This is a genomic window from Pseudarthrobacter linnaei (assembly GCF_055412825.1).
The window spans coordinates 85,890-111,043 of the sequence record NZ_JBVAYX010000006.1 but is presented as its reverse complement, the minus strand read 5'-3'; the positions used below and the strand labels follow the sequence as shown (position 1 = coordinate 111,043).

22 protein-coding genes are annotated in these 25,154 nt (G+C 67.6%); 11 read left to right on the top strand and 11 right to left on the bottom strand.

Going from position 1 to position 25,154, the window contains the following annotated elements:
• Positions 1-34 precede the first annotated feature (34 nt).
• From dhaK to dhaM, 3 genes are read left to right on the top strand one after another with little or no spacing between them, the layout of a single operon-like run.
• Complete coding sequence (dhaK, locus tag ACZYZ3_RS08125; protein WP_463963316.1) at positions 35-1,036, top strand: dihydroxyacetone kinase subunit DhaK; 1,002 nt, start codon at positions 35-37, stop codon at positions 1,034-1,036.
• Between the two features lie 2 nt (positions 1,037-1,038).
• Positions 1,039-1,665 carry a dihydroxyacetone kinase subunit DhaL gene (dhaL, locus tag ACZYZ3_RS08120; protein ID WP_463963315.1) on the top strand — a complete coding sequence of 209 codons (627 nt, stop codon included), beginning with the start codon at positions 1,039-1,041 and terminating at the stop codon, positions 1,663-1,665.
• Positions 1,662-2,336, top strand: coding sequence for a dihydroxyacetone kinase phosphoryl donor subunit DhaM (gene dhaM / locus ACZYZ3_RS08115; RefSeq protein ID WP_463963314.1), 675 nt, complete (start codon positions 1,662-1,664; stop codon positions 2,334-2,336). The genes dhaL and dhaM overlap by 4 nt, the downstream gene beginning before the upstream one ends.
• A gap of 10 nt (positions 2,337-2,346) precedes the next feature.
• Here the strand turns inward: dhaM and ACZYZ3_RS08110 are convergent, their stop codons facing one another.
• From ACZYZ3_RS08110 to ACZYZ3_RS08100, 3 genes are read right to left on the bottom strand one after another with little or no spacing between them, the layout of a single operon-like run.
• On the bottom strand, positions 2,347-3,039 hold the full coding sequence (locus ACZYZ3_RS08110) for a hypothetical protein (protein ID WP_463963313.1): 693 nt from the start codon (positions 3,037-3,039) through the stop codon (positions 2,347-2,349).
• Between the two features lie 24 nt (positions 3,040-3,063).
• The gene (locus ACZYZ3_RS08105) at positions 3,064-3,558 is read right to left on the bottom strand and encodes a hypothetical protein (protein WP_463963312.1); all 495 of its coding nucleotides are present in this window, start codon (positions 3,556-3,558) and stop codon (positions 3,064-3,066) included.
• Between the two features lie 56 nt (positions 3,559-3,614).
• Positions 3,615-4,640, bottom strand: a complete 1,026-nt coding sequence (locus ACZYZ3_RS08100) for an iron-sulfur binding domain-containing protein (protein ID WP_463963311.1) — start codon at positions 4,638-4,640, stop codon at positions 3,615-3,617.
• A gap of 57 nt (positions 4,641-4,697) precedes the next feature.
• Here ACZYZ3_RS08100 and ACZYZ3_RS08095 point away from each other — a divergent pair, with 57 nt between their 5' ends.
• Positions 4,698-5,429: a hypothetical protein gene (locus ACZYZ3_RS08095; RefSeq protein ID WP_463963310.1), complete on the top strand. Its 732-nt coding sequence runs from the start codon at positions 4,698-4,700 to the stop codon at positions 5,427-5,429.
• 96 nt (positions 5,430-5,525) lie between these two features.
• Here the strand turns inward: ACZYZ3_RS08095 and disA are convergent, their stop codons facing one another.
• Positions 5,526-6,602: a DNA integrity scanning diadenylate cyclase DisA gene (gene disA / locus ACZYZ3_RS08090; RefSeq protein WP_282378536.1), complete on the bottom strand. Its 1,077-nt coding sequence runs from the start codon at positions 6,600-6,602 to the stop codon at positions 5,526-5,528.
• Between the two features lie 447 nt (positions 6,603-7,049).
• Between disA and ACZYZ3_RS08085 the strand changes: the two genes are divergently transcribed.
• The 3 genes from ACZYZ3_RS08085 (at position 7,050) to ACZYZ3_RS08075 (ending at position 11,542) form a co-directional block, all read left to right on the top strand.
• Entirely contained in the window at positions 7,050-8,663 is a 1,614-nt protein-coding gene (locus ACZYZ3_RS08085) for a peptide chain release factor 3 (protein WP_463963309.1), read from the top strand.
• A 183-nt stretch (positions 8,664-8,846) separates the two neighbouring features.
• Positions 8,847-10,262 (top strand): protein kinase domain-containing protein, encoded by a 1,416-nt coding sequence (locus tag ACZYZ3_RS08080; protein WP_463963308.1) that lies wholly within the window; start codon positions 8,847-8,849, stop codon positions 10,260-10,262.
• A 314-nt stretch (positions 10,263-10,576) separates the two neighbouring features.
• The gene (locus ACZYZ3_RS08075; RefSeq protein ID WP_463963307.1) at positions 10,577-11,542 is read left to right on the top strand and encodes a hypothetical protein; all 966 of its coding nucleotides are present in this window, start codon (positions 10,577-10,579) and stop codon (positions 11,540-11,542) included.
• 112 nt (positions 11,543-11,654) lie between these two features.
• On the opposite strand, the gene ACZYZ3_RS08070 is transcribed toward ACZYZ3_RS08075, so the two are convergent.
• A complete protein-coding gene (locus ACZYZ3_RS08070) occupies positions 11,655-12,857 on the bottom strand; it encodes a PucR family transcriptional regulator (protein WP_463963306.1) in 1,203 nt (400 codons plus the stop codon).
• 97 nt (positions 12,858-12,954) lie between these two features.
• On the opposite strand from ACZYZ3_RS08070, the gene ACZYZ3_RS08065 reads away from it, so the two are divergent.
• Together ACZYZ3_RS08065 and ACZYZ3_RS08060 are read left to right on the top strand one after the other, a co-directional pair.
• A complete protein-coding gene (locus tag ACZYZ3_RS08065) occupies positions 12,955-14,028 on the top strand; it encodes a ferredoxin reductase (protein WP_463963305.1) in 1,074 nt (357 codons plus the stop codon).
• Between the two features lie 11 nt (positions 14,029-14,039).
• Positions 14,040-15,227, top strand: a complete 1,188-nt coding sequence (locus ACZYZ3_RS08060; RefSeq protein ID WP_463963304.1) for a fatty acid desaturase family protein — start codon at positions 14,040-14,042, stop codon at positions 15,225-15,227.
• Between the two features lie 335 nt (positions 15,228-15,562).
• On the opposite strand, the gene ACZYZ3_RS08055 is transcribed toward ACZYZ3_RS08060, so the two are convergent.
• Both ACZYZ3_RS08055 and ACZYZ3_RS08050 read right to left on the bottom strand, forming a co-directional pair.
• Positions 15,563-16,411, bottom strand: a complete 849-nt coding sequence (locus ACZYZ3_RS08055) for an SDR family oxidoreductase (RefSeq protein WP_463963303.1) — start codon at positions 16,409-16,411, stop codon at positions 15,563-15,565.
• Positions 16,412-16,522: 111 nt separating this feature from the next.
• The gene (locus tag ACZYZ3_RS08050; RefSeq protein WP_463963302.1) at positions 16,523-17,551 is read right to left on the bottom strand and encodes an NAD(P)-dependent alcohol dehydrogenase; all 1,029 of its coding nucleotides are present in this window, start codon (positions 17,549-17,551) and stop codon (positions 16,523-16,525) included.
• A gap of 96 nt (positions 17,552-17,647) precedes the next feature.
• On the opposite strand from ACZYZ3_RS08050, the gene ACZYZ3_RS08045 reads away from it, so the two are divergent.
• Positions 17,648-18,331 carry a TetR/AcrR family transcriptional regulator gene (locus ACZYZ3_RS08045; protein WP_463963301.1) on the top strand — a complete coding sequence of 228 codons (684 nt, stop codon included), beginning with the start codon at positions 17,648-17,650 and terminating at the stop codon, positions 18,329-18,331.
• A gap of 239 nt (positions 18,332-18,570) precedes the next feature.
• Here ACZYZ3_RS08045 and ACZYZ3_RS08040 read toward each other — a convergent pair whose 3' ends face one another.
• A complete protein-coding gene (locus tag ACZYZ3_RS08040; protein ID WP_463963300.1) occupies positions 18,571-18,735 on the bottom strand; it encodes a hypothetical protein in 165 nt (54 codons plus the stop codon).
• Between the two features lie 59 nt (positions 18,736-18,794).
• Between ACZYZ3_RS08040 and ACZYZ3_RS08035 the strand changes: the two genes are divergently transcribed.
• Positions 18,795-19,220: a YybH family protein gene (locus tag ACZYZ3_RS08035; RefSeq protein ID WP_463963299.1), complete on the top strand. Its 426-nt coding sequence runs from the start codon at positions 18,795-18,797 to the stop codon at positions 19,218-19,220.
• A 58-nt stretch (positions 19,221-19,278) separates the two neighbouring features.
• On the opposite strand, the gene ACZYZ3_RS08030 is transcribed toward ACZYZ3_RS08035, so the two are convergent.
• Genes ACZYZ3_RS08030 through ACZYZ3_RS08020 form a run of 3 tightly spaced genes read right to left on the bottom strand, consistent with a single transcriptional unit; the run spans position 19,279 to position 25,148 of the window.
• On the bottom strand, positions 19,279-22,299 hold the full coding sequence (locus ACZYZ3_RS08030) for a glycoside hydrolase family 2 TIM barrel-domain containing protein (protein WP_463963298.1): 3,021 nt from the start codon (positions 22,297-22,299) through the stop codon (positions 19,279-19,281).
• A 49-nt stretch (positions 22,300-22,348) separates the two neighbouring features.
• Positions 22,349-22,984 carry a class I SAM-dependent methyltransferase gene (locus tag ACZYZ3_RS08025; protein WP_463963297.1) on the bottom strand — a complete coding sequence of 212 codons (636 nt, stop codon included), beginning with the start codon at positions 22,982-22,984 and terminating at the stop codon, positions 22,349-22,351.
• Positions 22,985-22,988: 4 nt separating this feature from the next.
• The gene (locus ACZYZ3_RS08020; RefSeq protein ID WP_463963296.1) at positions 22,989-25,148 is read right to left on the bottom strand and encodes a heavy metal translocating P-type ATPase; all 2,160 of its coding nucleotides are present in this window, start codon (positions 25,146-25,148) and stop codon (positions 22,989-22,991) included.
• Positions 25,149-25,154: the final 6 nt, after the last annotated feature.

Genomic DNA, 25,154 nt, shown 5'->3' with positions numbered 1-25,154 from the left:
CAAAGCAGCCAGGACACCATCCAGGGAGCACGCCATGAAGAAGCTCATCAATGATCCCCGCGCCGTGGTTGACGAGTCAGTGGAGGGCTTCGGGCTAGCCCATGCCGACCTCGTGACCGTCTTTGCGGACCCCAAGTACATCGTGCGCAAAGACGCGCCGGTGGCAGGAAAAGTCGGGCTGGTGTCCGGCGGCGGCAGCGGGCACGAACCCCTGCACGGCGGCTACGTCGGCCTGGGAATGCTCGACGCCGCCGTCCCGGGCGCCGTGTTCACCTCGCCAACACCCGACCAGATCCTTCCGGCGACGCTCGCCGTCAACTCCGGCGCCGGCGTCGTGCACATCGTAAAGAACTACACGGGCGACGTCCTCAACTTTGAGACCGCTGGAGAGCTTGCCCAGGCCGAAGGCGTCGAGGTCCGCACCGTCCTGGTCAACGACGACGTTGCGGTGCAGGACTCGCTCTACACCGCCGGACGGCGCGGCGTGGGCGGAACCGTGCTGGTGGAAAAAATCGCCGGTGCCGCCGCCGAGCGCGGGGACAACCTCGACGCCGTCGCAGCCATCGGCGACCGGGTCAACCACAACGTGCGCAGCATGGGTGTGGCACTGACCGCCTGCACCGTTCCGCATGCCGGGGCGCCCAGCTTTGTGCTGGAGGAAAACGAAATCGAAATCGGCATCGGCATCCACGGCGAGCCCGGCCGGCACCGCATTCCGATGGAAAACGCCGACGGCATCACCGACCGCCTGCTGGAACCGGTCGTCAGCGACCTCGGCCTGGCGTCCGGGGACAAAGTGCTCCTGTTCGTCAACGGCATGGGCGGCACCCCGCAGAGCGAGCTCTATATCGTCTACCGCCGTGCCGCGCAGCAGTTGGCCGCGCAGGGCGTCACCGTGGCTCGGTCACTGGTGGGCAACTACATCACCTCCCTCGAAATGCAGGGCTGTTCCATTACCGTCCTGCGCCTCGACGATGAGATGACGGCCCTCTGGGATGCGCCCGTCCACACCCCGGCTCTCCGCTGGGGCGTCTGACCGTGGGGCTGGACGTCAACTGGGCACTGCGGTGGATGACACTCTCGGCCCAGGCCATGGCGGAGCACCGGGAGGAACTCATAGAGCTGGACCGGCCTATCGGCGATTCGGACCACGGCGAGAACATGGACCGCGGCTTCAAAGCGGTGATGGTGAAGATTGCCGAGGCGCCGCCGGAGACGGCGGGGGCGGCCCTGAAACTGACCGCCATGACCCTGATGTCCAAGGTCGGCGGAGCCGCCGGACCGCTCTACGGCACGGCGTTCCTCCGGGCGGGCACGGCGCTGGGCGAGGCGTCCGACATCGACGCCGCCACCCTCGCCGCGGCGTTCCAGGCCGCCAGGGACGGGATCGTGGCCCGCGGGAAGGCGGAATCAGGCGACAAGACGATGGTCGATGCCTGGACCCCTGCGGTGGACGCGGCCGCTGCCGCGGCAGGGGACAGCGATGTGCTCAAGGTCCTGGTGGCAGCCGCGGAGGCGGCAGAGGCCGGGGCCGTCTCCACCGACCCGATGCTCGCCCGCAAGGGACGCGCCAGCTATCTGGGGGAGCGCAGCATCGGCCACCGGGATCCGGGCGCCGTTTCCAGCGCGCTGATACTGCGCGCCGCCGTCGGGGCAGCTGAATGACGGTCAAGCTCGTCGTCGTCTCCCACAGCGAGAAGATTGCCGACGGCGCCGTCGAACTTGCCGCCCAGATGGCTCCCGACGTGCTGATCCTTCCCGCCGGCGGCACAGACGACGGCCGGATCGGCACCAGCCTCGAGCGCGTCATGGCGGCGCTGGAGCAGGCCGGGGACGCCAACAGCGACGGCATCGTCGTCCTGACGGACCTGGGCTCGGCTGTGATGACAGCCGAGTCCGCGGTGGAGTTCCTGGCGGACCCCTCCTCCGTGCTGCTGGCCGACGCGCCCCTGGTCGAAGGTCTTGTCGCGGCCGCCGTGGCCGCGCAGGCCGGAGCGGATTCCGCGGGCGTGAAGGAAGCAGCGGAAGCCGTCTACCGGCCCCCGGCCGCGGCGCAGCACGTTCACGAGCACCGGCCGCCGGAGGCGACAGGGGACTTTGAACTCATCAACCAGGCGGGCATGCACGCCCGTCCGGCAGCGAAGATCGCCGGCGGGCTCTCCGGCATGGACGCCGAGGTGACAGTGAACGGCGCCGACGGCGCATCGATGACGGAGCTCATGATGCTCGGGGCAGTGCGGGGCACGGTATTGCACGTCGAAGCCAGCGGCCCGGAGGCGGGCAAAGCCGTGGACTATCTGCGCGGACTGATCACGGCGGGCTTCGGCGAACCCTAGCGGTCTGCTCTCAGACCGCGCCGGCCGCGGTTAGGTCCGGTGCTGCCGTGGAGTGCCTGGAGCCGCTCCAGGCGATCCACCCGCCGGCAACTGCCATCAGCAGGGCCCCCGCGGCCTGGGTCGGCAGGCTGCTCCCCGTCGTCGTCTGTCCCAGGACGACGCCCAGGAGGTAGAACACGACGGCGCCGGCCGCCCAGAGTGCCCCGGCCCAGCGCGGCAATACGTGGGAATGCCACACCGCGACCCCCAGCAGGATGTTGCCGAGGAAGGCGAGCAGGAGGCCCATCAGAAACGCCCCTGTCATGGACCCCGGGAATTCAAGCTGCATCACGTCCTGGTTTCCGGCCAGGTAGGCCTTTCCGATGGCGGGAGTGGCGAAGGTGGAGATCGCAGCCGGCACCAGCAGCAGGGCCGTGCCGGCGGCTGCGGTGACCATTGCTGCCAGCGCGAGGCCTCCCACCCGGCTGTTTGCCAGGCAGCAGCCCAGCGCGAAGACGCCGAAGATGGCCAGGATCGTGCCCAGGGTGCTGCCGAACAGGTGGCTGGACTGGTAGGAGTCGGAGCTGACAAACCGTGCCCAGGCGTCCGGATCCCTCTCCTGGTCCGGCTGCGGCTCCAGCGTGGACCAGGCAGTGACAAGCCACGACACCGGCAGCGCCCACAGCCCGGCCCGGATCCAGCGGCTGATGTTTTGTGCGTTCACGGTGTCCACCTTTCTCAACGCAGGTCAGACGGCCCGGAGTCCGTCAGCATCCAGTAGCACTCCGGCTGAGATGAACCTGCCGCACTGCTCGCCGTACGGGTACGCCACCCGCGGCGTGAACGTCAGGGTCCGGACTGGCAGGGGGGGGCCGCCGCCGTCGGTGCCGCCCGCCATCACCTCGATGGGGGAATCGGTGAGCGGATCCAGCATGAGCATCCCGGTCAGGGTGCCGTCGGGCGTGGCGGTAGCGGAACAGGGCCGGTCCTTGCCGTCCGGTCCCGGTTCGCAGCCCTGATCCACAGTGGTGGTGCCCGGGAACAGCTCAAGGTCAGCCTCCGCGCAGTTCCCGTCCTGGCAGGCTTGGAGCCGGATTGTCTTCACGGAAGCGGCGTACTCCCGAGCCACTGTCAGCGCAACTACCGGTGCCTGGGCGATGGCCGGGCAGACCGCCTGGGGCTGGCAGCCGGTGGCCAGCAGTGCAGTGCACCCCAGGACGGCGAGTGTTGCGAACGTGCGCATGTTTTCAGGGTAGTTCCGGCAGGCCGGCCGAGCTAGGGTCCGGCGTCCTGGGACGATCAGGCGGGCAGCAGGAAACCAGCGGGATGCAGCTCGGCCAGGCCGTCGCTCAGCAGCCCTGCCAGCGCCCGTTCCAGCTGTTCCGGGGCGCAGCCGAGACGGTGCAGTGCGGCCAGCGGAATTCCGATCCCGGCCGGTTCGAAGCCAAGATCCGCCGGCGCCCGGTGGAACAGCTCTGCGGCCACCGGCGACTCGGCCACGCGGAGGACAGCCATCACCGCCCCCCGCACCTGACGGTCCGTTCCATGCCACGACTGCCCCTTGGGTGTGTAGGTCGGCGGCGGCTCGCCGGCTGCGAGCCAGGCGCAGGAACCGCTGACCGGGCATTCCCCGCACTTCGGCGACCGCGCCGTGCACACCAGCGCGCCCAGCTCCATGACGGACGCGTTCCAACGGACGGAGGGGGCGGCGTCGTCGGGCAGTGCCTGCGCGGCAACCCGCATCTCCGCGGCGGTGAGTGCGGGCGAGGGCAGGGCCGCGCCGGAAAACAGGCGTGCGTGCACGCGGCGGATGTTGGTGTCCACCACGGTTTCGCGGCGCCCGAAGGCGAAGGCGGCGACGGCCGCCGCGGTGTAGCTGCCCACCCCGGGCAGCTCCAGGAGTTCCGGGTACGTGCCGGGAACCTTTCCGCCGTGGCCGGCGCCGATGGCGACGGCGGCCGCGTGCAGCCGCAGGGCCCGCCGCGGATAGCCCAGCCGTCCCCAGGCCCGGACCGCTTCGCCGGCGGGCTCCCGGGCCAGATCGGCGGGCGCCGGCCAGCGCCGCAGCCATTCCACCCAGACCGGCAGCACGCGCACCACCGGCGTCTGCTGCAGCATGATCTCGCTGACCAGTACGCCCCATGGTGTGCATTCCGGCGCCCGCCAGGGCAGGTCCCGGGCGTTGGCCCCGAACCAGGTGTCGAGAGCCGCGTGAAGGGTGGCCAGCGGAGCGGCCGCGTGAAGGTCGACCGGTCGCGCGGCGGCAGGGGCGGTGGGGGAATCGGCTAGAGCTTTGATGGATCCAGCGTAATAGACGAGGGCCACAGTCTGCCTGCGGCGTGGGAGGGCCCCATACCCGGCGCGGTTCTCTAGCCTAGAAGGATGGGCAGGCAAGACAATTCAGGAACTCACGGTCCCCGCCCGGGGGCTTCCGGCAGCGGAGCATCCTCGGGCCGGAAACCGCCGCGCCAGCCTGCAGGCAAACCCGCGGGCAAAGCTCCCCGGAAGCCGGCCAGCCCCGTCTACCGCCGCCGCCGGCTGTTCGTGGGCGCCGCCCTGCTGCTCGTGATCGCCGTCGCCTTCGGCGGTTTCGCCGCCGTCTCCAGCGTTGTCAACGGCGGGCAATCCAATTCCGGCGGGGGAGCGGCACCCTCGGGCCAGGTAACGTTACCGGCCGCCAGCCCGGAAGCGACGCCATCGCCTTCGGCCACACCGACCGGGAACGGCTGCGAGCAAAACCTCCTGACCATTACGGCCGCCACGGACCAGGCCGCCTATGCAGACGGCGAGAACCCGCTGCTCACACTCAAGGTGACGAACGGTAACAAGGTGCCGTGCCAGGTCAATATCGGGACGTCGCAGATGGAATTCCTGATCACCAGCGGCTCGGACCGGATTTTTTCGTCCACCGACTGCCAGACCGACGCCACCGAACTCGTCAGGACCATCGCGCCGGGGCAAAGCGAGACGGCGAACTTCCCCTGGCAGCGCAACCGCACCGTTCAGGGCTGTGCCCCGATCGAGGCGAAACCGGGGGCGGGCGGCGCGTATTACGTCTTCACGGCGCGGCTGGCGAACAAGACCAGCCCCAAAGCCGTGTTCCAGCTCAACTAATCCCATCGACCAATTCCCTCAGCCAACCCCCGTCGATTGCTCCGCAACAGCCCTTTTGGGGCCCCAAAAGGGCTGTTGCGGAGCAATCGACGGGGGTTAGAGGAAGCGGTCCAGCAGGCTCGCCTCGGCCATCCGGCTCAGGCCCTCACGGACCGTCCGGGCGCGCTGGTCGCCGATGCCGTCCACGGTCATAAGGTCATCGATCGTGGCGGCCATGAGGAACTGCAAACCGCCGAAGTGGTCCACCAGACGGTCCGCGACAGCCTTCGGCACGGCCTTCAGCCCGGACAGCAGCCGGTAGCCGCGGGGCTGGACGACGGCGTCAAGGTTGGCCTCGCCGCCGGCGAAGCCCACGATTCCGGCGATCTTGCCCAGATCGATCAGCTCGGTGGGGCCCAGGCTTACAAGTGCCTTCACGGCCTTGTCGATGTCGTCGGCGGTCGCGTCGGGACCCGAGTAATCGCGGATGATGACGTCGCTGCCGGGACCGCGGCCCACGGTCAGTTCGTCCAGCTGGAGGGAGAGCAGCCGCCCGTCCTCGCCGAGCTCGAGCACGTACTGCGAGATCTCCTCGGAGATCCGGCGCACCATCTCCTGGCGCTGCAGGGTGACGGCGACATCACGGACCGTCACCATGGCCTCGATTTCCAGGGCAGAGAGGGAACTGGTCACCTGGTCCAGGCGCGAACGGTATCGTTCCAGGGTTGCCAGCGCCTGGTTGGCGCGGGCCAGGACCTTCTCCGAGCCCTCAAGGACGTGCCGCAGCCCGTTGACGTAGAGGGCGATGATCTGCATGGACTGGCTGACCGAGATGACCGGAACGCCCGTCTGGATGGCGACACGCTCCGCGGTCCGGTGCCGGGTGCCGGACTCCTGGGTCTCGATGCTGGAGTCGGGGACCAGTTGGACGGCCGCGCGCAGGATGTTGCTGGCATCCTTGTCGCAGATGATGGCGCCGTCCATTTTGGCCAGTTCCCGCAGGCGGGTGGGGGAGAAGTCGATTCCGATGTCGAAGCCGCCGGAGCAGATGGATTCGATGGTCCGGTCGATGCCCAGGACGATCAGGGCGCCGGTCCGTCCGCGGAGAATGCGCTCCAGGCCGTCGCGGAGGGGGGTGCCCGGTGCCACCCGGCCCAGGGTCGCCTTGAGTGAATCTTCAGGGCTCCGAGCCATAGACGTTCCCTTCAAAGGTGCAGGCCGCAGCCCGCAAGTGCGCCGGTTTCCAGTGATTCCCGGCAGGGTCAAAAGTACTCAGTTCCCCGCTCTCCCCATAGTAGAGGTAAAGCGGGCCAACTTCCGCACGGACAAGCCCCAAAGTGGCCCATGGGGACGTCCAGCGGGGCGCCTCCGGAATGGCCCTGCGGGCGGACGCCCGGGGCGTACTTTTCGAGCTGCGGCTGTCCGGCTCCGCGCCGGCATTCCGCCCGCTTCGCGGCGCCGGCGCGGGCTGCGATAAACTGGAAGCCTTGGGTGTTCCGTCGGCTACCCGGCGCCGCGCCCCGCAATCCTCCACAGCAGTCCCGCACACACCACGCAGAACAACCCGCGATTCCACCGGGCCACCCGGATTCCCGCCAACCCGGGAGCGCAACCATTCAACGCCGCAGCGAAAGTAGCACCGTGTCCCAAGAAGTCCTAAGCCCCGCCCGAGTCCAGGAGATTCATAAGCAGGCGGCCCGGCGTCGGACTTTCGCGGTCATTTCACACCCTGACGCCGGCAAGTCCACGCTCACTGAGGCGCTCGCTCTGCACGCGAAGGTGATCGGCACGGCCGGCGCCTCCAGCGGCAAGTCCAACCGCAAGGACACGGTCTCGGACTGGATGCAGATGGAAAAGGACCGCGGCATCTCGATCAGCTCCGCGGCCCTGCAGTTCGGCTACCGGGACACTGTGATCAACCTGCTGGACACCCCCGGCCACGCGGACTTCTCCGAGGACACCTACCGGGTGCTGGCCGCCGTCGACTGCGCCGTGATGCTCGTCGACGCCGCCAAGGGCCTGGAAACGCAGACCATGAAGCTCTTCGAGGTCTGCAAGCAGCGCAACCTGCCCATCATCACCGTGATCAACAAGTGGGACCGGCCCGGCCTCGATGCGCTGGCCCTCATGGACGAGATCACCGAGCGCACCGGCCTGCAGCCGATGCCGCTGACCTGGGCTGTCGGCATCTCGGGTGACTTCCGAGGTGTCTGGGATCTGCGCAATGACCGCTTCGCGCAGTTCAAACGCAACAACGCCGGCGCCAACATCGCCCTCACCGAGTACTTCACCCCGGAGCAGGCCGCCGCCAGCCAGGGCGACGACTGGTCCAACGCCGTCGACGAGGCCGGGCTGGTCATCGAGTCCAACCTGGAGTTCGACGTCGAGGCCTTCCACGCCGGCAAGGCCACCCCGATCCTCTTCAGCTCCGCCGCGTTGAACTTCGGCGTAAAGGAAATCCTTGACGCGCTCGTGGACTTCGCCCCGCCGGCCGCCCCGCGGCCCGACGTCGACGGCGCCGCGCGGCCCGTCGATGCGCCCTTCTCGGGATTCGTCTTCAAGGTCCAGGCCGGCATGAACAAGGCACACCGCGACCACGTCGCCTTCATCCGGGTCTGCTCCGGCATCTTCGAACGCGGCATGGTGGTAACGCAGGGCCGGACCGGCAAGTCCTTCGCGACCAAGTACGCCCAGCAGGTCTTCGGGCGGGAACGCGAGGTCATTGACGAAGCCTTCCCTGGGGATGTTGTGGGACTCGTCAACGCCTCCTCGCTGCGGGTGGGCGACAGCCTGTTCCTGGCAGAGCCGGTGGAGTTCCCCGCCATTCCGCTGTTCGCGCCGGAGCACTTCCAGGTGGCACGCTCCAAGGACCCCAGCCGTTTCAAACAGTTCCGCCGCGGCATCGAGCAGCTCGAGCACGAGGGCGTCATCCAGGTGCTCCGCTCGGACGTCCGTGGCGACCAGGCCCCGGTGCTGGCCGCCGTCGGCCCCATGCAGTTCGAAGTGGTGGAGGACCGCATGGCCCACGACTTCAGCGCGCCGATGCGCCTGGAGCGCCTGCCGTATTCCATCGCCAGGATCTCGACGGCGGACGCCATGCCGGCGCTGGCCAACGTGCCCGGCGCCGAGGTGCTGCTGCGCTCCGACGGCGAATACCTTGCGCTGTTCAATGATGTGTGGGCCCTGCGCCGGATCGAGAAGAACCACCCCGATCTGACGCTGCTGCCGATCGGCACCCACAACCCCGCCAAGTAGCCGCCCGCGCCCACCTGCGGGCGGAGAAAAATGCACAGTCTGCAGGTCTTTCCGAATCGGGAAAACGCGGTATCATAAGTAACCTTGCTAATTGTGCGGGCGCCGGAGCTTCACCAATGCCGGTATTGGACTGATCCGCCGGCGCCAACGGCGGACCCCGCTATAAGGGACAACGGACACTCCTTGACTGAGCTCATTTCACAACCGGCCCGTGCCACGCCGGTCACCCCGAAGCAGCGCATGGAATCCGGCTACCTGCTGAGCGGCCGGTACCGGATCACGGACCTTATTGGCCGCGGCAGCCAGTCCACCGTGTTCCGGGCCTACGACGAACTCCTGCAGCGCGAGGTGGCGGTCAAGCTCTTCCGCAACGACGCGCACGATCTGGAGCAGACCCGCCGGCAGGGCGAGGAGATCCGTATCCTGGCCGGAATGAGCCACCACGCCCTGGTGACGCTCTTCGACGCGGGCGCCGACCTGAGCGACCCGAGCGACCGGCTCACCTACCTGGTGATGGAGCTGGTGCGCGGGCAGGACCTGCGACACCGCGGCGCCCAGGGCCCGCTCTCGGCGGCGCACATGGCCCACATCGGCTATGACCTGGCGGACGGGCTTTCCTACATCCACCACCACGGTATTGTGCACCGGGACGTCAAGCCCGCGAACATCCTGCTCGTGGACTACAGCAACGATGACCGGCGCCCGCGGGCCAAGCTCACCGATTTCGGCGTCGCCGTCTTCACCCGCAGCGGTCCGGTCTCGGATGAAGGCGGGACCTCCGGGACACCGGCCTACCTCAGCCCCGAGCAGGCGTCCGGCGAACCGGTCGGCCCGCTCAGCGACGTGTATTCGCTCGGCCTGGTGCTGCTCGAGGGACTGACCGGAAAGAGGGCGTACCCTGGCGCGCCCATCCAGTCCGCCGTCGCGCGGCTGCTCAACGACCCCCAGATCCCTGAGGAGCTCGCACCCATGTGGTTTGCGCTGCTGTCCTCCATGCTGTCCCGCGACCCGGCGCAGCGCCCGCCGGCCCGGGAAGTGTCGCTGGCACTGCGCCGGGAAGTCATCAACAGCGCCGCGCGCCACCGCATGGAACCGGCCCCGGCGCCCTCGGACGAGGAAGGCCGGATGCGCGCAGTCGAGCGCTACCGCATCCTTGACACGCCGGCGGACGGAGCCTTCGACCGGATCGCGGGCCTCGCGGCCCGGATGTTCTCGGTACCCGTGGCGATCGTCAGCGTGGTCGACCATGACCGGATCTGGTTCAAGGCCCACCATGGCACCGAGGTCACGCAGATCGGCCGCGACCCGGGGCTGTGCGCCTCCGCGATCCTGCAGGACGAGGCCTGGATCATTACGGACGCTGCCAGGGATCCCCGCACCCTCGCCAACCCGCTGGTGGCAGGCGAATTCGGCCTGCAGTTTTACGCCGGGGTCCCGCTGCGCACCCCGGACGGTTACAACCTGGGCACGTTCTGCATCCTGGACCGGGAGCCGCGGAAGTTCAGCGCCGACGACACCCGGGCGCTGCAGGACCTGGCCGCGATCGTCATGAACGATCTTGAGCTGCGGCTGCAGAGCCGGGAAGCAATCACCGGGTAGAAGCAATCCGGTGGCGCCCGGCCGTGACCCGCCAATGATCCTTGGATCGGGTCAGGCGTTTAGCGAAGAACTCAGAGCCATACAGGGCTGCTGCGCCTGAGGAAGCACCCGGGCGGGGACTTCTCCCCGTCGCTGCCCGCCGCCCAAGACGTTAGGCTGACCCTGGAAGGGCCTGGATGGCGAACGTTTCCGCAGCGACTGGAACGGCACCCAGGCCAGGGTGCTCCGGGCGGCGGCCGCCGGCATCCCAAACGCACCCAAGGCATTGCTGCAGAACGCCGGCCAACAGGACCGGGCCAGCATCGGTTCCACGGGTGCAGGCACGGGAGGACCCGGCAGCGGCGGGGGGCAGCACTTCACCGGCCGTCGCCGCCCAGGAACTGACGGACAAGCTCAGCGGCATGACCCCTGAACGACGCGATGCCTACCTGAAGTCCGAGGAATTCGAACTGTGGGTCCGGCAGAGCCAGTCCCGCGCCGATGCGCCAAAGACCGTTCTGGACGGCCTCGTGGACACTGGTGCCATGGCCCCTTCGGACGCACAGGGGAACAAGAACGGCTACGGCCATGGTGAAACCCATGCCCGAACGAGTCGAGGAATACCGGATGGTGCCAGCTACCGCTCGAGCCTTGATGGGTGCGTTATGAGGGCCCGGTCAATAGTTGCACTGTTATGCAGCGCGCTCCTGCTGTCTGGCTGCGCATTCATACCCTCCCAAGAGGAGGAGCCCATCGTGGCCAGTGGACACTCCCAATTCACCAAGAGCGGTATCGAAGCGATGAAAGCAAGCCGGCAAGTCCGCCTCGACTTCACGTCGCTGCCGTTTGACATGGCTGCTCTAGGCCTGGACGAGGAGTCCGACGGTGCCATGGTCGCGACCGACACGGACCGGCGGATGAAGGTCGCCATGACAACCCCCAACGGGATGGTCGAGATGGAGACGGATACCATCCGAGTTCGCGGCGGAGGGGTTGAGAGCAAAGTGGACAGCGTCGACATCTTCGTCAACTACCCGGACGCCCAGGACGCCAATCCTGAGCTCAAGCGGGCCGCCAACGAACTGGGCATCATCGCGCTGAAGGATGCCACAACCATCGGCCCGGAGTTCAAGGACGGGTCCGGCAAGGAGACGTGGAACCCCGGCTACGGCAATGCCACCGGCACAGTTTTCGCACTGTCCATCAGGTCAAACCACACCACCGGGCGGATGACGTTCATCTACACCGTTTTCCTGTCCGAGGAGTACTACACCCCTCAAGCGCAGGCACAAATAGCCTAGACGGGAAGGTTCTGAACCCAGCGTCGGGGCCCGGCGAATTGCCGCCGCCGTCCTACCTGGGTATGGATCGGTGGATCAAGGATTAGCGCCGGCTGTGCTGGGCCGGTGCGACCTAACGCCGGCCGGCGTGGAGCGCCAGTTCCAGTTCGAACCGCGCCTTCGGGTCCTCCAGGGTGTCTCCGAACAGTTCGCGCAGCTGTGCCGCCCGGTAACCCACGGTCTGCGGGTGGATGCCCAGCTCTGCCGCCACCGGGGCGCGCTGGCCCCAGTGCCGCAGCCAGGACAACAGCGTCTCCGCTAGCCGCTCGCGCTGGGCCGGGCGCAGCCCCTCCAGGGGCGCCAGCCGGCGGTTGGCCAGTTCCGCGATTGCAGAGGGCTCCGCCCCGAGAATCACCTCGGCCAGATGCTCGTCGGCCCAGATCGGAGGGTCGTCAGGGCCGTCCCGCGGCGGCAGCGCCGAGGCTGCCAGCACTGCCAGGCGCAGCGAATCCGGGACCTTTTCCCAGCCCCCGGCTGGCCCAACGGCCGCCCCGCGTCCGCGCAGCGCCTTTTCCAGGTCCGCCCGCGCGGCCTGGGACTGCCGTATGGGAACCAGGGCGACGGCGTCGGTCTCGCGTTCGATTACCAGCGTTCCCGGCCCCAGCCGGATCCGCAGCCCGGCGGACCGGTTCACCGGCAGGGTCACCACCACCATCCGCTGCGGCAGGGACCAGTCCGCCATGGCGGCCGTCTGCCGCAGGGCCGCCTCATCGGCCTGCCCCAGCAGGAGCAGATCGAGCAGTTCGGTGCGCCGGCGGTCCACGGCTCCGGCCCGTTCGGACTGTTCAAAGGCATACGCCTCGGCGCTGACCGCGGACAGCTCGTCGATGTAGGCCAGGATCGATTCGCCCAGGTCCACCACCACGGTCTGGCCAAGGTGGTGCTCCACGGACACCCGGGACATCTCGCGGAAGGTCACGCGGGCCCCCATCCGGTAGGCGCTCAGCAGCGCATCCATGCTCCGGCCCTGGCGGAATTCGCCGCTCCCCAGTCCGGCCACGAGTTGCCTGCTTTCCTCGGAAAGGGCTGGCAGCCGGGTTCCCGGGAGCTGCAGGAAGCGTTCCAGCGCGGCTGCCACGCCCCGGCGCAGTCCCCGCCCGAAGCGGCCCTCGATCGGCCGTGCGTAGGCCGGCACGAGCTGCGGCACGGCGTTGATGATGGCCTCGACAATGCCCGGCATCATCGGCCGGAGCACGTCGCTGACCTCGCGCGGCAGGGCGAGCCATGGAGGGTCGTAGGCGGGGGAGGCGGGCGTCGCCGTCGGGGAAGCGTTCATGGGGCTGTTCCAAAGTTGTTGCGGGGAGATAGTTTCTTCACGTCGATCGTATGCCTTGGGTGAAGAACTATGACCCTGTCTGACATAAGATTAATGAATGATCCGGCTCCGTAAGCTGGCGCGCGCCGCATCTCTACTGACCACCCCCCTAGCTCCAGAAGACATTCTGGCGCTGTTCAATCCCGTGTTTTCCGCCCGCCAGTTGCGCGGCGTGGTAACGAGGGTGGTTCCAGAAACGGCCGATTCCGCCACCATTTTCTTCCGTCCCGGCCGCGGCTGGCAAGCACACCTTGCCGGCCAGTGGGCCCGTATAGGCGTCGAGCTCGACGGTGTCCGCCACTGGCGGTCCTACTCGCTCAGCGCCCCCGCCGGGCAGGACCCGGCCATCACCGTCAGTGACATGGGGGCCGTCTCCGGGACGCTCGTGCGCAACACCAAGCCGGGTGACGTGCTCTTCCTGGCACCGCCGCAGGGCGACTTCCTCCTTCCGGAGCACCCGCGGCCCCTGCTGATGCTCACCGCCGGGAGCGGCATCACCCCGGTCATGTCGATGATCCGCACCCTCGTCCCGCACCGCCCGGACTCCGACGTCGTGCTCATCCACACTGCCCGGACCGCGGCGGACGCCATCTTCCGCGAGGAGCTGGCCGAACTCGCGGACCAGTTTCCCAACCTCCGTGTGGTCCACTGGTTCACCGGCGAACACGGGCGGCTTGACTTCAGTTCCGCCGCCGGGCTGGAAGAGCTTTGCCCGGACTGGCGGCAGCGCGCGGCGTACGCCTGCGGCCCGGAAAGCTTCCTGGACGACGCCGAGGCCCTGTGGGACGCGGAGACCGCAACCGACGGGCCCGCCTCGGAGGCCACCCTCACCATCGAACGCTTCAGCACCAAGCTGGCCGGCGGCGCAGGGCACGACGGCGGCCTGGTCACCTTCGAGTCGTCGGACCGCGAAGTCGAAGCCGACGGCGACACCCCGTTGCTCGACGTCGGCGAGGACGCCGGTATTCTGATGCCCAGCGGCTGCCGCATGGGCATCTGCCACAGCTGTCTTATCCCCCTCCGGGCCGGCCAGGTTCGTGACCTGCGCACGGACGAAGTTCATGGCGAGCCCGGCCAACTAATCCAGACGTGTGTTTCGGCAGCCGCCGGACCCGTTAACCTCGACCTCTGAGGAGTACCCGCATGACGATTGTTTCCGACAAGACCGACCTTTCCGAGGACGCTCCCCAGCGCAAGGGGCCCGCTGCCGTGAAGACGCGGCCCGGCGCCCTTGCCGAGACGGGCAGCCCGACCCTTCGGCCGCCGGCTGCCGCGCATCTCTCCGACGAGCAGATCGCCGAGCTGGGCCGTGAGCTCGACACCATCAAGGACGACATCCTCGCCAAGCGCGGAGCATCCGACGCCGCCTACATCCGCCGCATGATCAAGATCCAGCGCGGACTGGAGATTTCCGGGCGCGCCACCCTGCTGGTCAGCAAGCACAAGGCGGCCTGGGTTGCCGGGACCACCCTGCTCAGCTTCGCCAAGATCCTGGAAAACATGGAGCTCGGGCACAACATCCTGCACGGACAGTGGGACTGGATGCGGGACCCGGACATCCACTCGACCACCTGGGAATGGGACTTCGTTACCCCGGCGCGCGCCTGGCAGCACACCCACAACGATTTGCACCACCGCTGGACCAACGTCATCGGCAAGGACAACGACGTCGGATACAACCTGCTGCGGATGGACGCGGACCAGGAGTGGAAGCCGTTCAACCTGGGCAACCCGCTCTACAATGCCCTGCTGGCCCCGGTCTTCGAGTGGGGCATCGCGATCTATGACCTTGAGCTGAACGACTACAAGGAGGGCAAAAAGTCCAAGGAGGCCCTCACCAAGGACCTCAAGGCCCTTGGCCGCAAGGCGCTCACGCAGTTCACCAAGGACTACGCTGCCACTCCCGCCGTCGCCATGCTGACCGGCTCCGGCAAGCAGGCGCTGTACGGCACCCTGACTGCGAATGCCGTCCGCAACGTCTGGGCGCACGCGGTGATCTTCTGCGGGCACTTCCCGGACGGGACAGACACCTTCACCGAGGAAATGGTGGAAGGGGAGACCCGCGGGGACTGGTACGTGCGGCAGATGATCGGCTCCGCCAACATCTCCGGTTCCAAGTTCATGCACCTCATGACCGGCAACCTGTCGCACCAGATCGAGCACCACCTCTTCCCGGACATCCCGTCCAACCGCTACGCCGAGGTGGCGCCGAAGGTGCAGGAGATCTGCAAGCGCTACGGCCTGCCGTACACCACCGGCCCGATCTGGAAGCAGGTCGGCTCAACCTGGGCCAAGGTCTTCAAGCTGGCGCTGCCGCCCAAGAAGGCCTGAGCGTCAGGTTTCACCTGGCTGGCTTAATGACGAAGGGCGTCTGCCGCGGCAGGCGCCCTTTTGCGTGCCCGGGCGGGTTATGCGGCCGGTGACCGACGTTCCCGCCCAGTTACCTGCCCCGCGACGTCCCCTCGGCAGTGGCAATCCGCGCAAATCCGCGCCGCTGAGCTCCGGCGAGCTGAAGTAACTGGGCCCGAACGTCACGGCGGCGGACGGGAAGGGTTTGCTGGCCGCCCCAGGCGTGGGCCAGCCGCGATACGCCGCGACCGGGCCCTCGTCTTCGCCCGGTGTTCGTCTGCAGGGCCACGTGGTGCCGGACGGGACCCGAACCTGGATCAGCCGGCCGGGGTTAGGCCTGTCATTTCGGCGCTGACGTTCCATAGCGTTGCGGCGGTGGCCAGGTCGTAGCTGGCGGGGGAGGAGGCGCGGGGCTTGCGTTTGGCGAAGAAGCGGCCGCTTACCTGGGCGAGGTCGGGTGCGGAGGCGAGGTGGACTGACGTGGCGGCGCCCTGGGCTGTTGTCAGCATGAAGGGGCGCAGGATCGGGACGAGCAGCCGCTGGGCACGGCCGGGGTCTTCGGCGCCGAAGCGGGTGCTCACCATTCCTGGATGGAGGGCATTGGCGGTGACGCCGGTGCCGTGCAGCCTTCGGTCCAGTTCGTAGGTGAACAGCAGGTTCGCGAGTTTGGACTGGTTGTAGGCCCGGGCGCCGGAGTAGGAGTGCTCGCCCTGGAGGTCGTTGAAGTCAATGCGGCCCATGGCCTGTGCGTTGGAGGCCACGGTGACCACCCGTGCCGGGCCGCTCAGCTGCAGCCGCTTCAGGAGCAGGTTGGTGAGCAGGAACGGTGCGAGGTGGTTCAGGGCGAAGGTGTGCTCGAGCCCGTCGGCGGTGGTGTGTCGGGTGTTCCAGTATCCTCCGGCGTTGTTGATCAGGACATCAATGCGCGGGAAGGTGGTGAGCAGCTCGTCGGCCAGGTGCCGTATTTGGGTTTGGGAGGACAGATCGGCGACGAAGGCGTCCACCTTGCCGCCGCCTGCTGCCCGGATCTCCTGGGCGGTTTCTTTGGTGCGTCCGGGATCGCGTCCGGTGATGATGAGGTGGGCTCCCATCATGGCCAGGCCGCGGGCGGTTGCCCTGCCGATGCCCCCGGTGGCGCCGGTCACGACCACTGCCTTGCCGGTCATCTGATTGCTGTGGCTCTGATTCATGATGGTGCTCGTTTCATGCGGGGCTGACCGGAGATGGTGTAACGTGCGAGTATTTCGGTGGGGCTCGCTGGCTCATGATCCACATTCTTATCCGGCAATACTGATGGCAATCTTGCCCCGAACGTCTCCCGCTTCGAGATGCCGCATGGCATCCTGTACATCGCCGAGCGGATACGTCCTGTCAATGCTTGGCGCCACCCGGCCCGCCTCGAGGAGCGGCGTGAGCCGTTCGAGGTCGCTGGCACGTTCCTTGGAGGCGAGCATGGTCAGGCGCTGCCGCACGAACATAGACAACAGCGGCGCCCGCAGGCTCCGTCCGAGGCCTCCCGTCCAGTTGCCGCCTTGCTCGCCCCCGACGATGACGGCCGTCCCGGTCGGGGTGAGGGCGCGGCGCAGGCGTGACAGCGGCGGGTTTCCTCCGATGTCGAGGATCAGGTCGTAGCGATGCTTTCCGTCGGCGAAGTCATCCTGCGTGTAGTCAAGTGCGTGTTCGGCTCCAAGGGAAAGCACCAGATCAGTCTTCCCGGCGCTGCTCACAGCGGTGACCTCCGCACCCAGGGACCTGGCCAGCTGGACGGCGTAGGTGCCGACGCCGCCCGAGGCGCCGAGGATCAGCACCTTCTGTCCGCGCTCCACCCGCCCGGCGTCAATGGCCTGAAGGGCGGTGCCGGCCGAAATCGGAACCACTGCTGCCTGTTCAAATGACAGGTTCGACGGCTTGTGGGCAAGCTTGTCCTCCAGCGCCGCGGCGTACTCGGCGAACGACCCTCGGGACATCCCGTACACCTCGTCGCCGACGGCGAACCGGGACACCGCGGAACCGACGGCGGCGACCGTGCCGGCGACATCGATCCCGGGAACCGGATTCTTCGGCCGCCGGAACCCGAACCCGAGGATGCGCAGGAGGTATGGGCGGCCCGTCATCATGTGCCACGTTCCGCGGTCCAGCCCGGCAGCGTGCACCCGGACCAGCACTTCATTCTCAGCGATCTCCGGACGCGCGATCCGGCTGTGACGGAGGGCGTCTACGGCGCCGTACCGGTCCTGCACGGTGGCTTCCATAGTGTCGGCGGCTTCATGCTTCTGCGCGGCCCCCGTGCTTTTAAGGTTTGTCATGCTGGTTCCTTTCAATCAGCTTGCCTTACTAAGTAAGGTCAATGTATCGTACTTAGTACGAAAGAGCCATAGGCTCAGCAAAATTAGGGAGTCTGGATGCCTGCAGGAGCGAACCCCGGCCGTCCCCGGCTCAGCCGGAGCCTGGTGTTGCGCGGCGCTGTTGCCGTCGCTGACGGCGGCGGCATTGGAGCCTTGACGATGCGCTCACTGGCCGACGCACTAGAGGTCAAGCCAATGTCGATATACCACCACGTCGCCAACAAGGATGAGGTCCTTGACGGCATTGTCGACATTGTCTTCAGTGAGATCGAACTGCCGGCGATCGGCGGCGAGTGGCAGGCCGGGATGCGGCGGCGGGCCGCCTCGGCCCGTGCTGTGATGCGCCGTCATCCCTGGGCGATCGGGCTCGTGCAGACGCGCACAAGCCCCGGACCGGCGACACTGAAGCACCATGACGCCGTCATCGGCACCCTGCGCGAAGCGGGATTTTCGGTGGAAATGACCGCCCATGCTTTTGCCCTGATCGATGCCTACGTCTACGGCTTCGCACTTTCCGAAGCCACCCTGCCCATCAACGGCCCCGAGACGGTCATCGAAGTTGCCGGGCAAATGATGGATCAGTCTTCCCCGAAGGACTACCCCTACCTCACCGAGTTCTCCATTGAACATGTCATGAAGCCCGGCTACGACTACGGTCGCGAGTTCGAGTTCGGACTGGACCTGCTCCTGGACGGCCTCGCGAGATCGCACAATCACTGCAAGGACCCCCGAAACACCTAACCGCCCGCGAAGCTCGTCCGGGAGGGCTGCATGGCTCGTCCAGCCGGAACTTTATCCGGGCTCCCGGGCTCCCGGGTCACCGCGAAGCGCGCTGCCGGTTCCATTTGGAAACCGCATTGACTGGACACATTGGTGAGGGCGGCGAAGCCTGTGGCCAGGTCCATGGGTTTCGGGATGGCCTGGGCGAAGAGTGCGGGGGTGCACATTGGAGGGCTACTTTCGGTGGCGCCTCAAAGGGCTCAGTGGATGGTGGGCTCGCGGCCCTTGACCAGAAGCCAGAAGATCGCGCTGGCTTCACCGATGACGGCGAACAAGCCGGCGAAGGTGACACGCATCCAGGCCGCAACTGCAGACCATCGCCGGTCGACGGTTTTGAAGAGCGCGTACCAGGCAACTGCCGCCATACGTTGCTGGACTTCCCAAGATGGCGGTGCCACTATGGCCGCAGAGACTGGAGGCACAAATGCAGGGGCCCGTCGATCTGGTCCTGGAGCAGTACCATCGTGCGCTCGATGCGGTTGTCACCGGAGACTCCGCACCGATGAAAGAACTGATTTCCAAGCGGCATGACGTCACCCTCGCCAATCCTCTCGGCCCGCCGGTCCGGGGCTGGAATGAGGTCGAGAGGACGATGGATTTCGCGATTTCCCATTTTCGCGATGGCGAGCCGACCCGATTCGAGCGGATTTCGCAGTTTGTCGGGACTGAACTGGCGTACATCGTCGAACTCGAACGAACGCGGGTAAAAATCGGTGGATCCGGCGAACTGTCTCCGATTGCACTGAGGGTGACCACCATCTTCCGCCTGGAGGACGGGGCCTGGAAGGTTGTCCACCGTCATGCTGATCCCATAACTGCCACTAAGTCGATCGAATCCATCGTCCAGTAGGTGGGAAAAGAAGCGGCCTGGGTGACGTGAATTGGCTGCCTCCGGGCCCCATGGCAGCCTAGCTGCGAACTTGGAGCACCAGGGTGAAATCGGCGTCCTGGGGCTTCAGCCGGTACGGCTCCAGGACCCCAGGCCCGCAGGCCGCCGTCCCCACGCCCCGGCGCGCGTGGTCAACGTAGACGTAGGTGCGGCCGTCCGCGACCAGATCCGTGCGATGGGTCGCGGCGTTCAGGACCTCCAAGCTGTAAGGCCTGACCGTCAGGGCAAAGGGGGCGCCGGCAATTTCCAGCGTCCCGGCGTCGAGCGCAACAGAAGCGGCGTGCACACCGGAACGTGCGCCTGACTCCTGCGGTCGCACATAGCCAACATCCATGCCTTCCAACGGCAAGGTAAACCAGCCGGTCTTGGTGCCCTGGCCGGTGTCGGGGTAGCTCTGGTGCGGCCCCTGGCCGAACCAACTCACGGTTTTGGCTTCGGACTCCAGCACGAGTTCAAGTCCGATCCGCGCCCACTCTGCGACATATCCCGCCTTTGTCCAGTCCCCGTCTGGATGGACCCTTGTCCGGAGGCCCACCTTGTCTCCGTCGCTGCTCCACGAGTAGTCGACCAGTACGCCGTACTGCTTGTCCGCCGCGGCCAGGCGGGTCCGGACAGTCAGGACCTCCCCGCCGTCCGATGCCGGCTCCGCGGAGATGCCGAGCAAGCGTGAGTGCAGCCGGTTGAGTCCCGCCGTGCTCCATTGGGCGGCCAGCGGCTGCCGGCGTGGCCCGGTCCATTCGCTGCCCAGGTCATTATCCGTAGGTGCCCACCACAGCGTCAGGCGGAAGTCGTCCACAGGGATGGTACCGAGGGAAACAGGCAAACCGGAGATACGGTCGAACCCCACCGGGCCCAGCCGGAGTTCGGCTGGGGAAACGCCCACCGACTCAAGGGAATGCGGCTGCACTGGCGCCGTGACGTCATGGACTGATTGGCCCCAGGCAAGTTCGTGACCGGCCTCAGCCCAGTCCGTGTTCAGGGCAAGGACTGCTTTGACGCTGAGCACGGATGGACTTCCGTCGGCCAGCACCGCCAGCCCTGCAGGAAGTTCCACGAACTTTTCCGTACGGGGTGCCAGCGGCTCGACTTCCACAACACCGTCGGAAAGCAGCTCGCCGCCGGTCTCGACCGCGTACCGGAAGCCAACCGCTGAGGTGTCCGCAAAGTCGAATCCGTTCCGCACAGTGAACCCGGACCAGTCCTCCGCCACGCTGATGCGCAGGGGTTCGATGACCTTCTTGAAGTCCAGCAGGCCGGGCCGCGGGTTGCGGTCCGCGTCAACCAAGCCGTCGGTAACGAAGTTGCCGTCGTGAATTTCCTCGCCAAAATCGCCGCCGTAGGCGAACTGCTCCCGGCCCTCCGCGTCCGTGACGGTGATGCCGTGCTCCAGCCACTCCCACACGAAGCCGCCCATCAGCCGGGGATACCGGTCAAAGAGTTCCTGGTATTCGGACATGCCGCCGGGGCCGTTGCCCATGGCATGGACGTACTCGCACAGGACGAACGGCATGGCGCGGCGGCGGACGTCCAGCTCAGGACTATCCAGCGGCTCCTCTATCCCCAGACCGATCAGCTCCGTTTCCGCGTGGCTTGCGTACATCCGCGAATAGACATCCACATAGGCACAGCTCCAATCGCCCTCATAATGGATGGGCCGGGACGGGTCCCTGTCCTTGGCCCACCGGGACATCGCTGCCAGGTTCCGGCCCGTGCCCGCTTCGTTGCCCAGGGACCACATCACCACCGAGGCATGGTTCTTGTCCCGTTCCACAGTCCGGCGCATCCTGTCCGTCAACGCAGGCTCCCACATCGGGTCGTCACTGGGGTTCTGGTTCCAGCTTGCGCTCGCAAAACCATGGGTCTCCAGGTCACACTCGAGCACAACGTAGAAGCCCAGCTGGTCCGCAAGCGCCAGGAAGTCCGGGTGCGGAGGGTAGTGCGATGTGCGGATCGCGTTGATGTTGTGCTGCTTCATCAGCCGCAGCTCCGCCTCCACAACGTCCCGGGGCACCACGCGGCCCAGACGGGGATGGTGCTCATGGCGGTTGACGCCGCGCAGCAGGACCCGCTGGCCGTTGACCTTGAACTGGGCATCCTCAATGGAAATGCTCCGGAACCCCAACTGCAGCGTCACGGTTTCGCCCGGCGCACTGACCGTCGCTTCATAGAGCAGGGGCAGTTCCGCCGACCAGGGTGAGACGGCCGGGACCCGGTGTTCGCTGCCGGCAGTCAGCTTCAGGTTGAGTTCCGGGACGTGTACAACAGCGCTAATCGGCTCACCAGCCCTGCTCGCCTCGACGCGCAGGATGCCTTCGCCGCTCTGGCGGTCGTAGCCGGCGTGCACAAACACGTCGTCGATTCCCTGTTCCGGCCTGGCCTGCAGGGTGACGTCCCGGAAGATTCCCGGCAGCCACCACATGTCCTGGTCCTCCACATAGCTCGCGGCGGAGAACTGGGCAACCCGGACGGCCAGCACGTTGGTGCCGTCTTTCAGGACTCCGGTAACGTCGAACTCGTGCGCGAGCCGGCTGCCCCGCGTGGTGCCCATTTCCGTGCCGTTGAGCCACACCGTCGCTGCGGATTCGATGCCATCGAACCGCAGGATGGCCCGCGGGAAGAATTCGGTGCCGGCCCGGAACTCCACTACATGGTCACCGATGGGGTTGGCGTCCGGCACGTGGGGCGGTTCCACGGCAAAGGGAAACTGGACGTTGGTGTAGGCCGGTGCGCCGTGCCCGTGCATGGGCCAGCTGGAGGGGACAGGCAGGCCGGTGAATCCGTCGAGGTTGTCGCCGAGCTGCCAGCCGTCCCGCGGCGCCTGCCGGATACCGGGACTGAGGCGGAACCGCCATTCACCGTTGAGTGTCTTCCTGGGTGCATCGCTGAGGAGATAGGCACGGGCAGGCAGGGTGCCGCGGGCCGGTTCCAGGGAGGCAAGACCCTCGACGTCGTCAACGCCAATGTCCAAAGGCCGGACCTTGGAGTGCGTGGCGGAGTGCGCCGGGGTCCCGGCCGGTACGAAGGGTGACACGGCTGACATGGAATTCCTTGCTGGGTGTTTGGGGTCGCACGGATGGTGCCGCGGGCGCTCAGCGTTTGCTGGCCGCCCCCAGGACGTGGGCCAGCCGCGGGTTGCCGGGAAGGACCGAGAAGCCGAAGCGCTCCAGGCCCTGCACCGTAAGGCCGGATCCGGCGATGGCGGCGGGCGTGTTCCGGTTTGGATGGCATCCGCCGGCCATCCGGCTCCACAGCGGCGTGACCAGGTCTTCCGCGGCCCCCAGCAGGCGGTGTGCGGACCGGACGTGTTCGTAGAACAGCAGCAGGCCGCCCGGCCGCAGGACCCGCACCACCTCCGCCAGGGCAACAGACTGGTCCGCCACGCTGCACAGCACCAGGCTGGAGACCACGACGTCGACCGAGGCGTCCGCCGCCGGCAGCGCCTCCGCGACACAGTTCACCACGGTGACCGGCACCGGCGCCCTGGCCGCGGCGGCCCGGGCCAGCTCCCGGAGCGTGGGATCCGGTTCGAGAGCCAGCACGCCCGTCACCGCGGAAGGGTAGAACGGGAAGGTGGCCCCGTAGCCCGCCCCGATTTCGACGACGGCGCCGTGCGCCGCCTCCAGGAGGCGCCGGCGGTGGTCCGCTGCCCCGCGGGCGTCCATCCGCGGACCCACGCGGGCGAAGGATCGTCCGAAGGACGGATGGCGCGGGTTGGTCTCCGGCATGGGGTCACTTTACGCCGACACCGGCTGGATTGAGTTTCAGGCGACGCAGCAGCTGCGCGTTGAGGGCCACCACGATCGTGGAGGCGGACATCAGCATCGCGCCGGCAGCGGGCGAGAGGACAATCCCGGCGAAGGCCAGGACGCCGGCAGCCAGCGGCACCGCAATGATGTTGTAGCCCGTGGCCCAGACGAGGTTCTGCCACATCTTCCGGTAGCTGGCCCGGGACAGGTCCACCATGGACAGCACCGCCCGGGGGTCGTTCCCGGCGAGGACCACGCCGGCGGACTCCACCGCGACGTCGGTCCCGCCGCCGATCGCGATCCCCACCTCGGCCCGGGCCAGAGCGGGGGAGTCGTTCACGCCGTCGCCCACCATGGCCACCCTGAGGCCGCGCGACTGGAGTTCGGCGACTTTCTTGTCCTTGTCAGCCGGGAGGACCTCGGCGAAGACCTCGTCGATGTGCAACTCGGCGGCCACCGCCTGGGCCACCTGGCGGGCGTCGCCGGTGATCATGGCGACCTTGATTCCCCGGTGCTGCAGGGCTGCGACCGCCTGGCGGGATTCCGGGCGCACCGCGTCCTCGAGGCTCACGGCGCCCACTACGGTGTTGCCGTCCACCACGTGGAGCACCGCGGCGCCCCGGCCCCGCCAGGCCGCCGTGGCGGCGGCCAGTGCCGGGGGTTCTTCCGCGCCCAGTTCCCGGAGCAGGGCCGGACCGCCCACCAGGACGGTCCTGCCGCCGATCGTGGCGCGGACGCCCCGGCCGGTCAGGGACGTGAAACCGCTCGCTTGCGGGACCGGGAGTCCGCGCCCGCGGGCGGTCGCCACGATCGCGCGGGCCAGCGGGTGCTCGCTGTCAGATTCCGCCGCAGCGGCCAGCGCCAGCAGCTCGTCCCGGCCGGTCCCGTCGACGGCGGCGAGGTCCTTGAGTTCCGGCTCGCCCTTGGTCAGGGTCCCCGTCTTGTCGAAGAGCACGACGTCGACCGTCCGCATCCGCTCGAGCGCCATCCGGTTCTTGATCAGCACTCCGGCCCGGGCGGCCCGTTCCGTGGAGATCGCGATGACCAGCGGGATGGCGAGGCCCAAGGCATGCGGGCAGGCGATTACCAGCACCGTCACGGTGCGCTCCACGGCGTCGGGCATGCTGCCCAGCAGAGTCCAGGCGATAAAGGTGATGACACCCGCCCCGGCGGCGAAGTAGAACAGGAAGGCGGCGGCGCGGTCGGCGAGGGCCTGGGCCCGCGAGGAGGAGGCCTGGGCCTCGGCCACGAGACGCTGGATGCCGGCAAGGGCGGTGTCGTCGCCGACGGCTGTCACCCGGACGCGGAGGCTGTTGTCCGTGGCGATGGTTCCCGCCACCACGGGGTCGCCGGGGGAGCGAAGAACGGTCTTGGACTCGCCGGTGATCATCGATTCGTCGAACTCGGCCTGCCCCTCGATCACGGTCCCGTCCGCCGGCATCCGGGCGCCGGAACGGACCAGGATAGTGTCGCCGCTCCTGAGCTCGGACACCCTGACGGTTTCGGTTCCGGACTCGGTGAGGCGCTCCGCCTCGTCCGGCAACAGCGCCGCGAGGGCGTCCAGGGCGCCCTGCGCCGAGCCGAGGGCGCGCATTTCGATCCAGTGCCCCAGCAGCATAATGTCGACCAGCAGGGCCAGTTCCCACCAGAAATCGAGGTCGAAGCCGCCGATCCCCAGGGTGGTCACCCACGAGGCCGCGAATGCGACGGTGATGGCCATGGCGATCAGCAGCATCATCCCCGGTTTGCGGCCTTTCAGCTCATTCAGGCCGCCCTTGAGGAACGGCTGGCCGCCGTAGAAGAAGATGACAGTTCCCAGGACCGGAGGGATCCAGGAGGAGCCGGGAAACACGGGCGCCTGGTAGCCGAGCAGGTGCCCGAACATGGGGCTGAAGAAGACCACGGGCACAGCCAGGGCAAGGGTCAGCCAGAACCTGTTCTTGAACATCGCCACGCTGTGCCCGGCATGCTGGCCGTGGCTGTGAACCATGTGCTCGTCGTCCTGCCGCGAGCCGTCCGTGGCGTTGGCGTGTGCTCCGAGACCCTGTGCGTTCATGCCGTGAGGCCGCTTGCCGCCGTGCTCCTCCTGCGGGTGGTTTAGTTGCTGGCCGCCTGCGGCCGGGCTGCTGTGCCGGTGTTCCATGATGCG

Bases quoted from the DNA above. Each gene is read 5' to 3' on its own strand.
- dhaK (WP_463963316.1), top strand. From the start codon at position 35: ATGAAGAAGCTCATCAATGATCCCCGCGCCGTGGTTGACGAGTCAGTG.
- dhaM (WP_463963314.1), top strand. From the start codon at position 1,662: ATGACGGTCAAGCTCGTCGTCGTCTCCCACAGCGAGAAGATTGCCGAC.
- ACZYZ3_RS08105 (WP_463963312.1), bottom strand. From the start codon at position 3,558: ATGCGCACGTTCGCAACACTCGCCGTCCTGGGGTGCACTGCACTGCTG.
- ACZYZ3_RS08095 (WP_463963310.1), top strand. From the start codon at position 4,698: ATGGGCAGGCAAGACAATTCAGGAACTCACGGTCCCCGCCCGGGGGCT.
- disA (WP_282378536.1), bottom strand. From the start codon at position 6,602: ATGGCTCGGAGCCCTGAAGATTCACTCAAGGCGACCCTGGGCCGGGTG.
- ACZYZ3_RS08070 (WP_463963306.1), bottom strand. From the start codon at position 12,857: ATGAACGCTTCCCCGACGGCGACGCCCGCCTCCCCCGCCTACGACCCT.
- ACZYZ3_RS08065 (WP_463963305.1), top strand. From the start codon at position 12,955: ATGATCCGGCTCCGTAAGCTGGCGCGCGCCGCATCTCTACTGACCACC.
- ACZYZ3_RS08060 (WP_463963304.1), top strand. From the start codon at position 14,040: ATGACGATTGTTTCCGACAAGACCGACCTTTCCGAGGACGCTCCCCAG.
- ACZYZ3_RS08055 (WP_463963303.1), bottom strand. From the start codon at position 16,411: ATGACCGGCAAGGCAGTGGTCGTGACCGGCGCCACCGGGGGCATCGGC.
- ACZYZ3_RS08050 (WP_463963302.1), bottom strand. From the start codon at position 17,551: ATGACAAACCTTAAAAGCACGGGGGCCGCGCAGAAGCATGAAGCCGCC.
- ACZYZ3_RS08045 (WP_463963301.1), top strand. From the start codon at position 17,648: ATGCCTGCAGGAGCGAACCCCGGCCGTCCCCGGCTCAGCCGGAGCCTG.
- ACZYZ3_RS08040 (WP_463963300.1), bottom strand. From the start codon at position 18,735: ATGGCGGCAGTTGCCTGGTACGCGCTCTTCAAAACCGTCGACCGGCGA.
- ACZYZ3_RS08035 (WP_463963299.1), top strand. From the start codon at position 18,795: ATGCAGGGGCCCGTCGATCTGGTCCTGGAGCAGTACCATCGTGCGCTC.
- ACZYZ3_RS08030 (WP_463963298.1), bottom strand. From the start codon at position 22,299: ATGTCAGCCGTGTCACCCTTCGTACCGGCCGGGACCCCGGCGCACTCC.
- ACZYZ3_RS08025 (WP_463963297.1), bottom strand. From the start codon at position 22,984: ATGCCGGAGACCAACCCGCGCCATCCGTCCTTCGGACGATCCTTCGCC.
- ACZYZ3_RS08020 (WP_463963296.1), bottom strand. From the start codon at position 25,148: ATGGAACACCGGCACAGCAGCCCGGCCGCAGGCGGCCAGCAACTAAAC.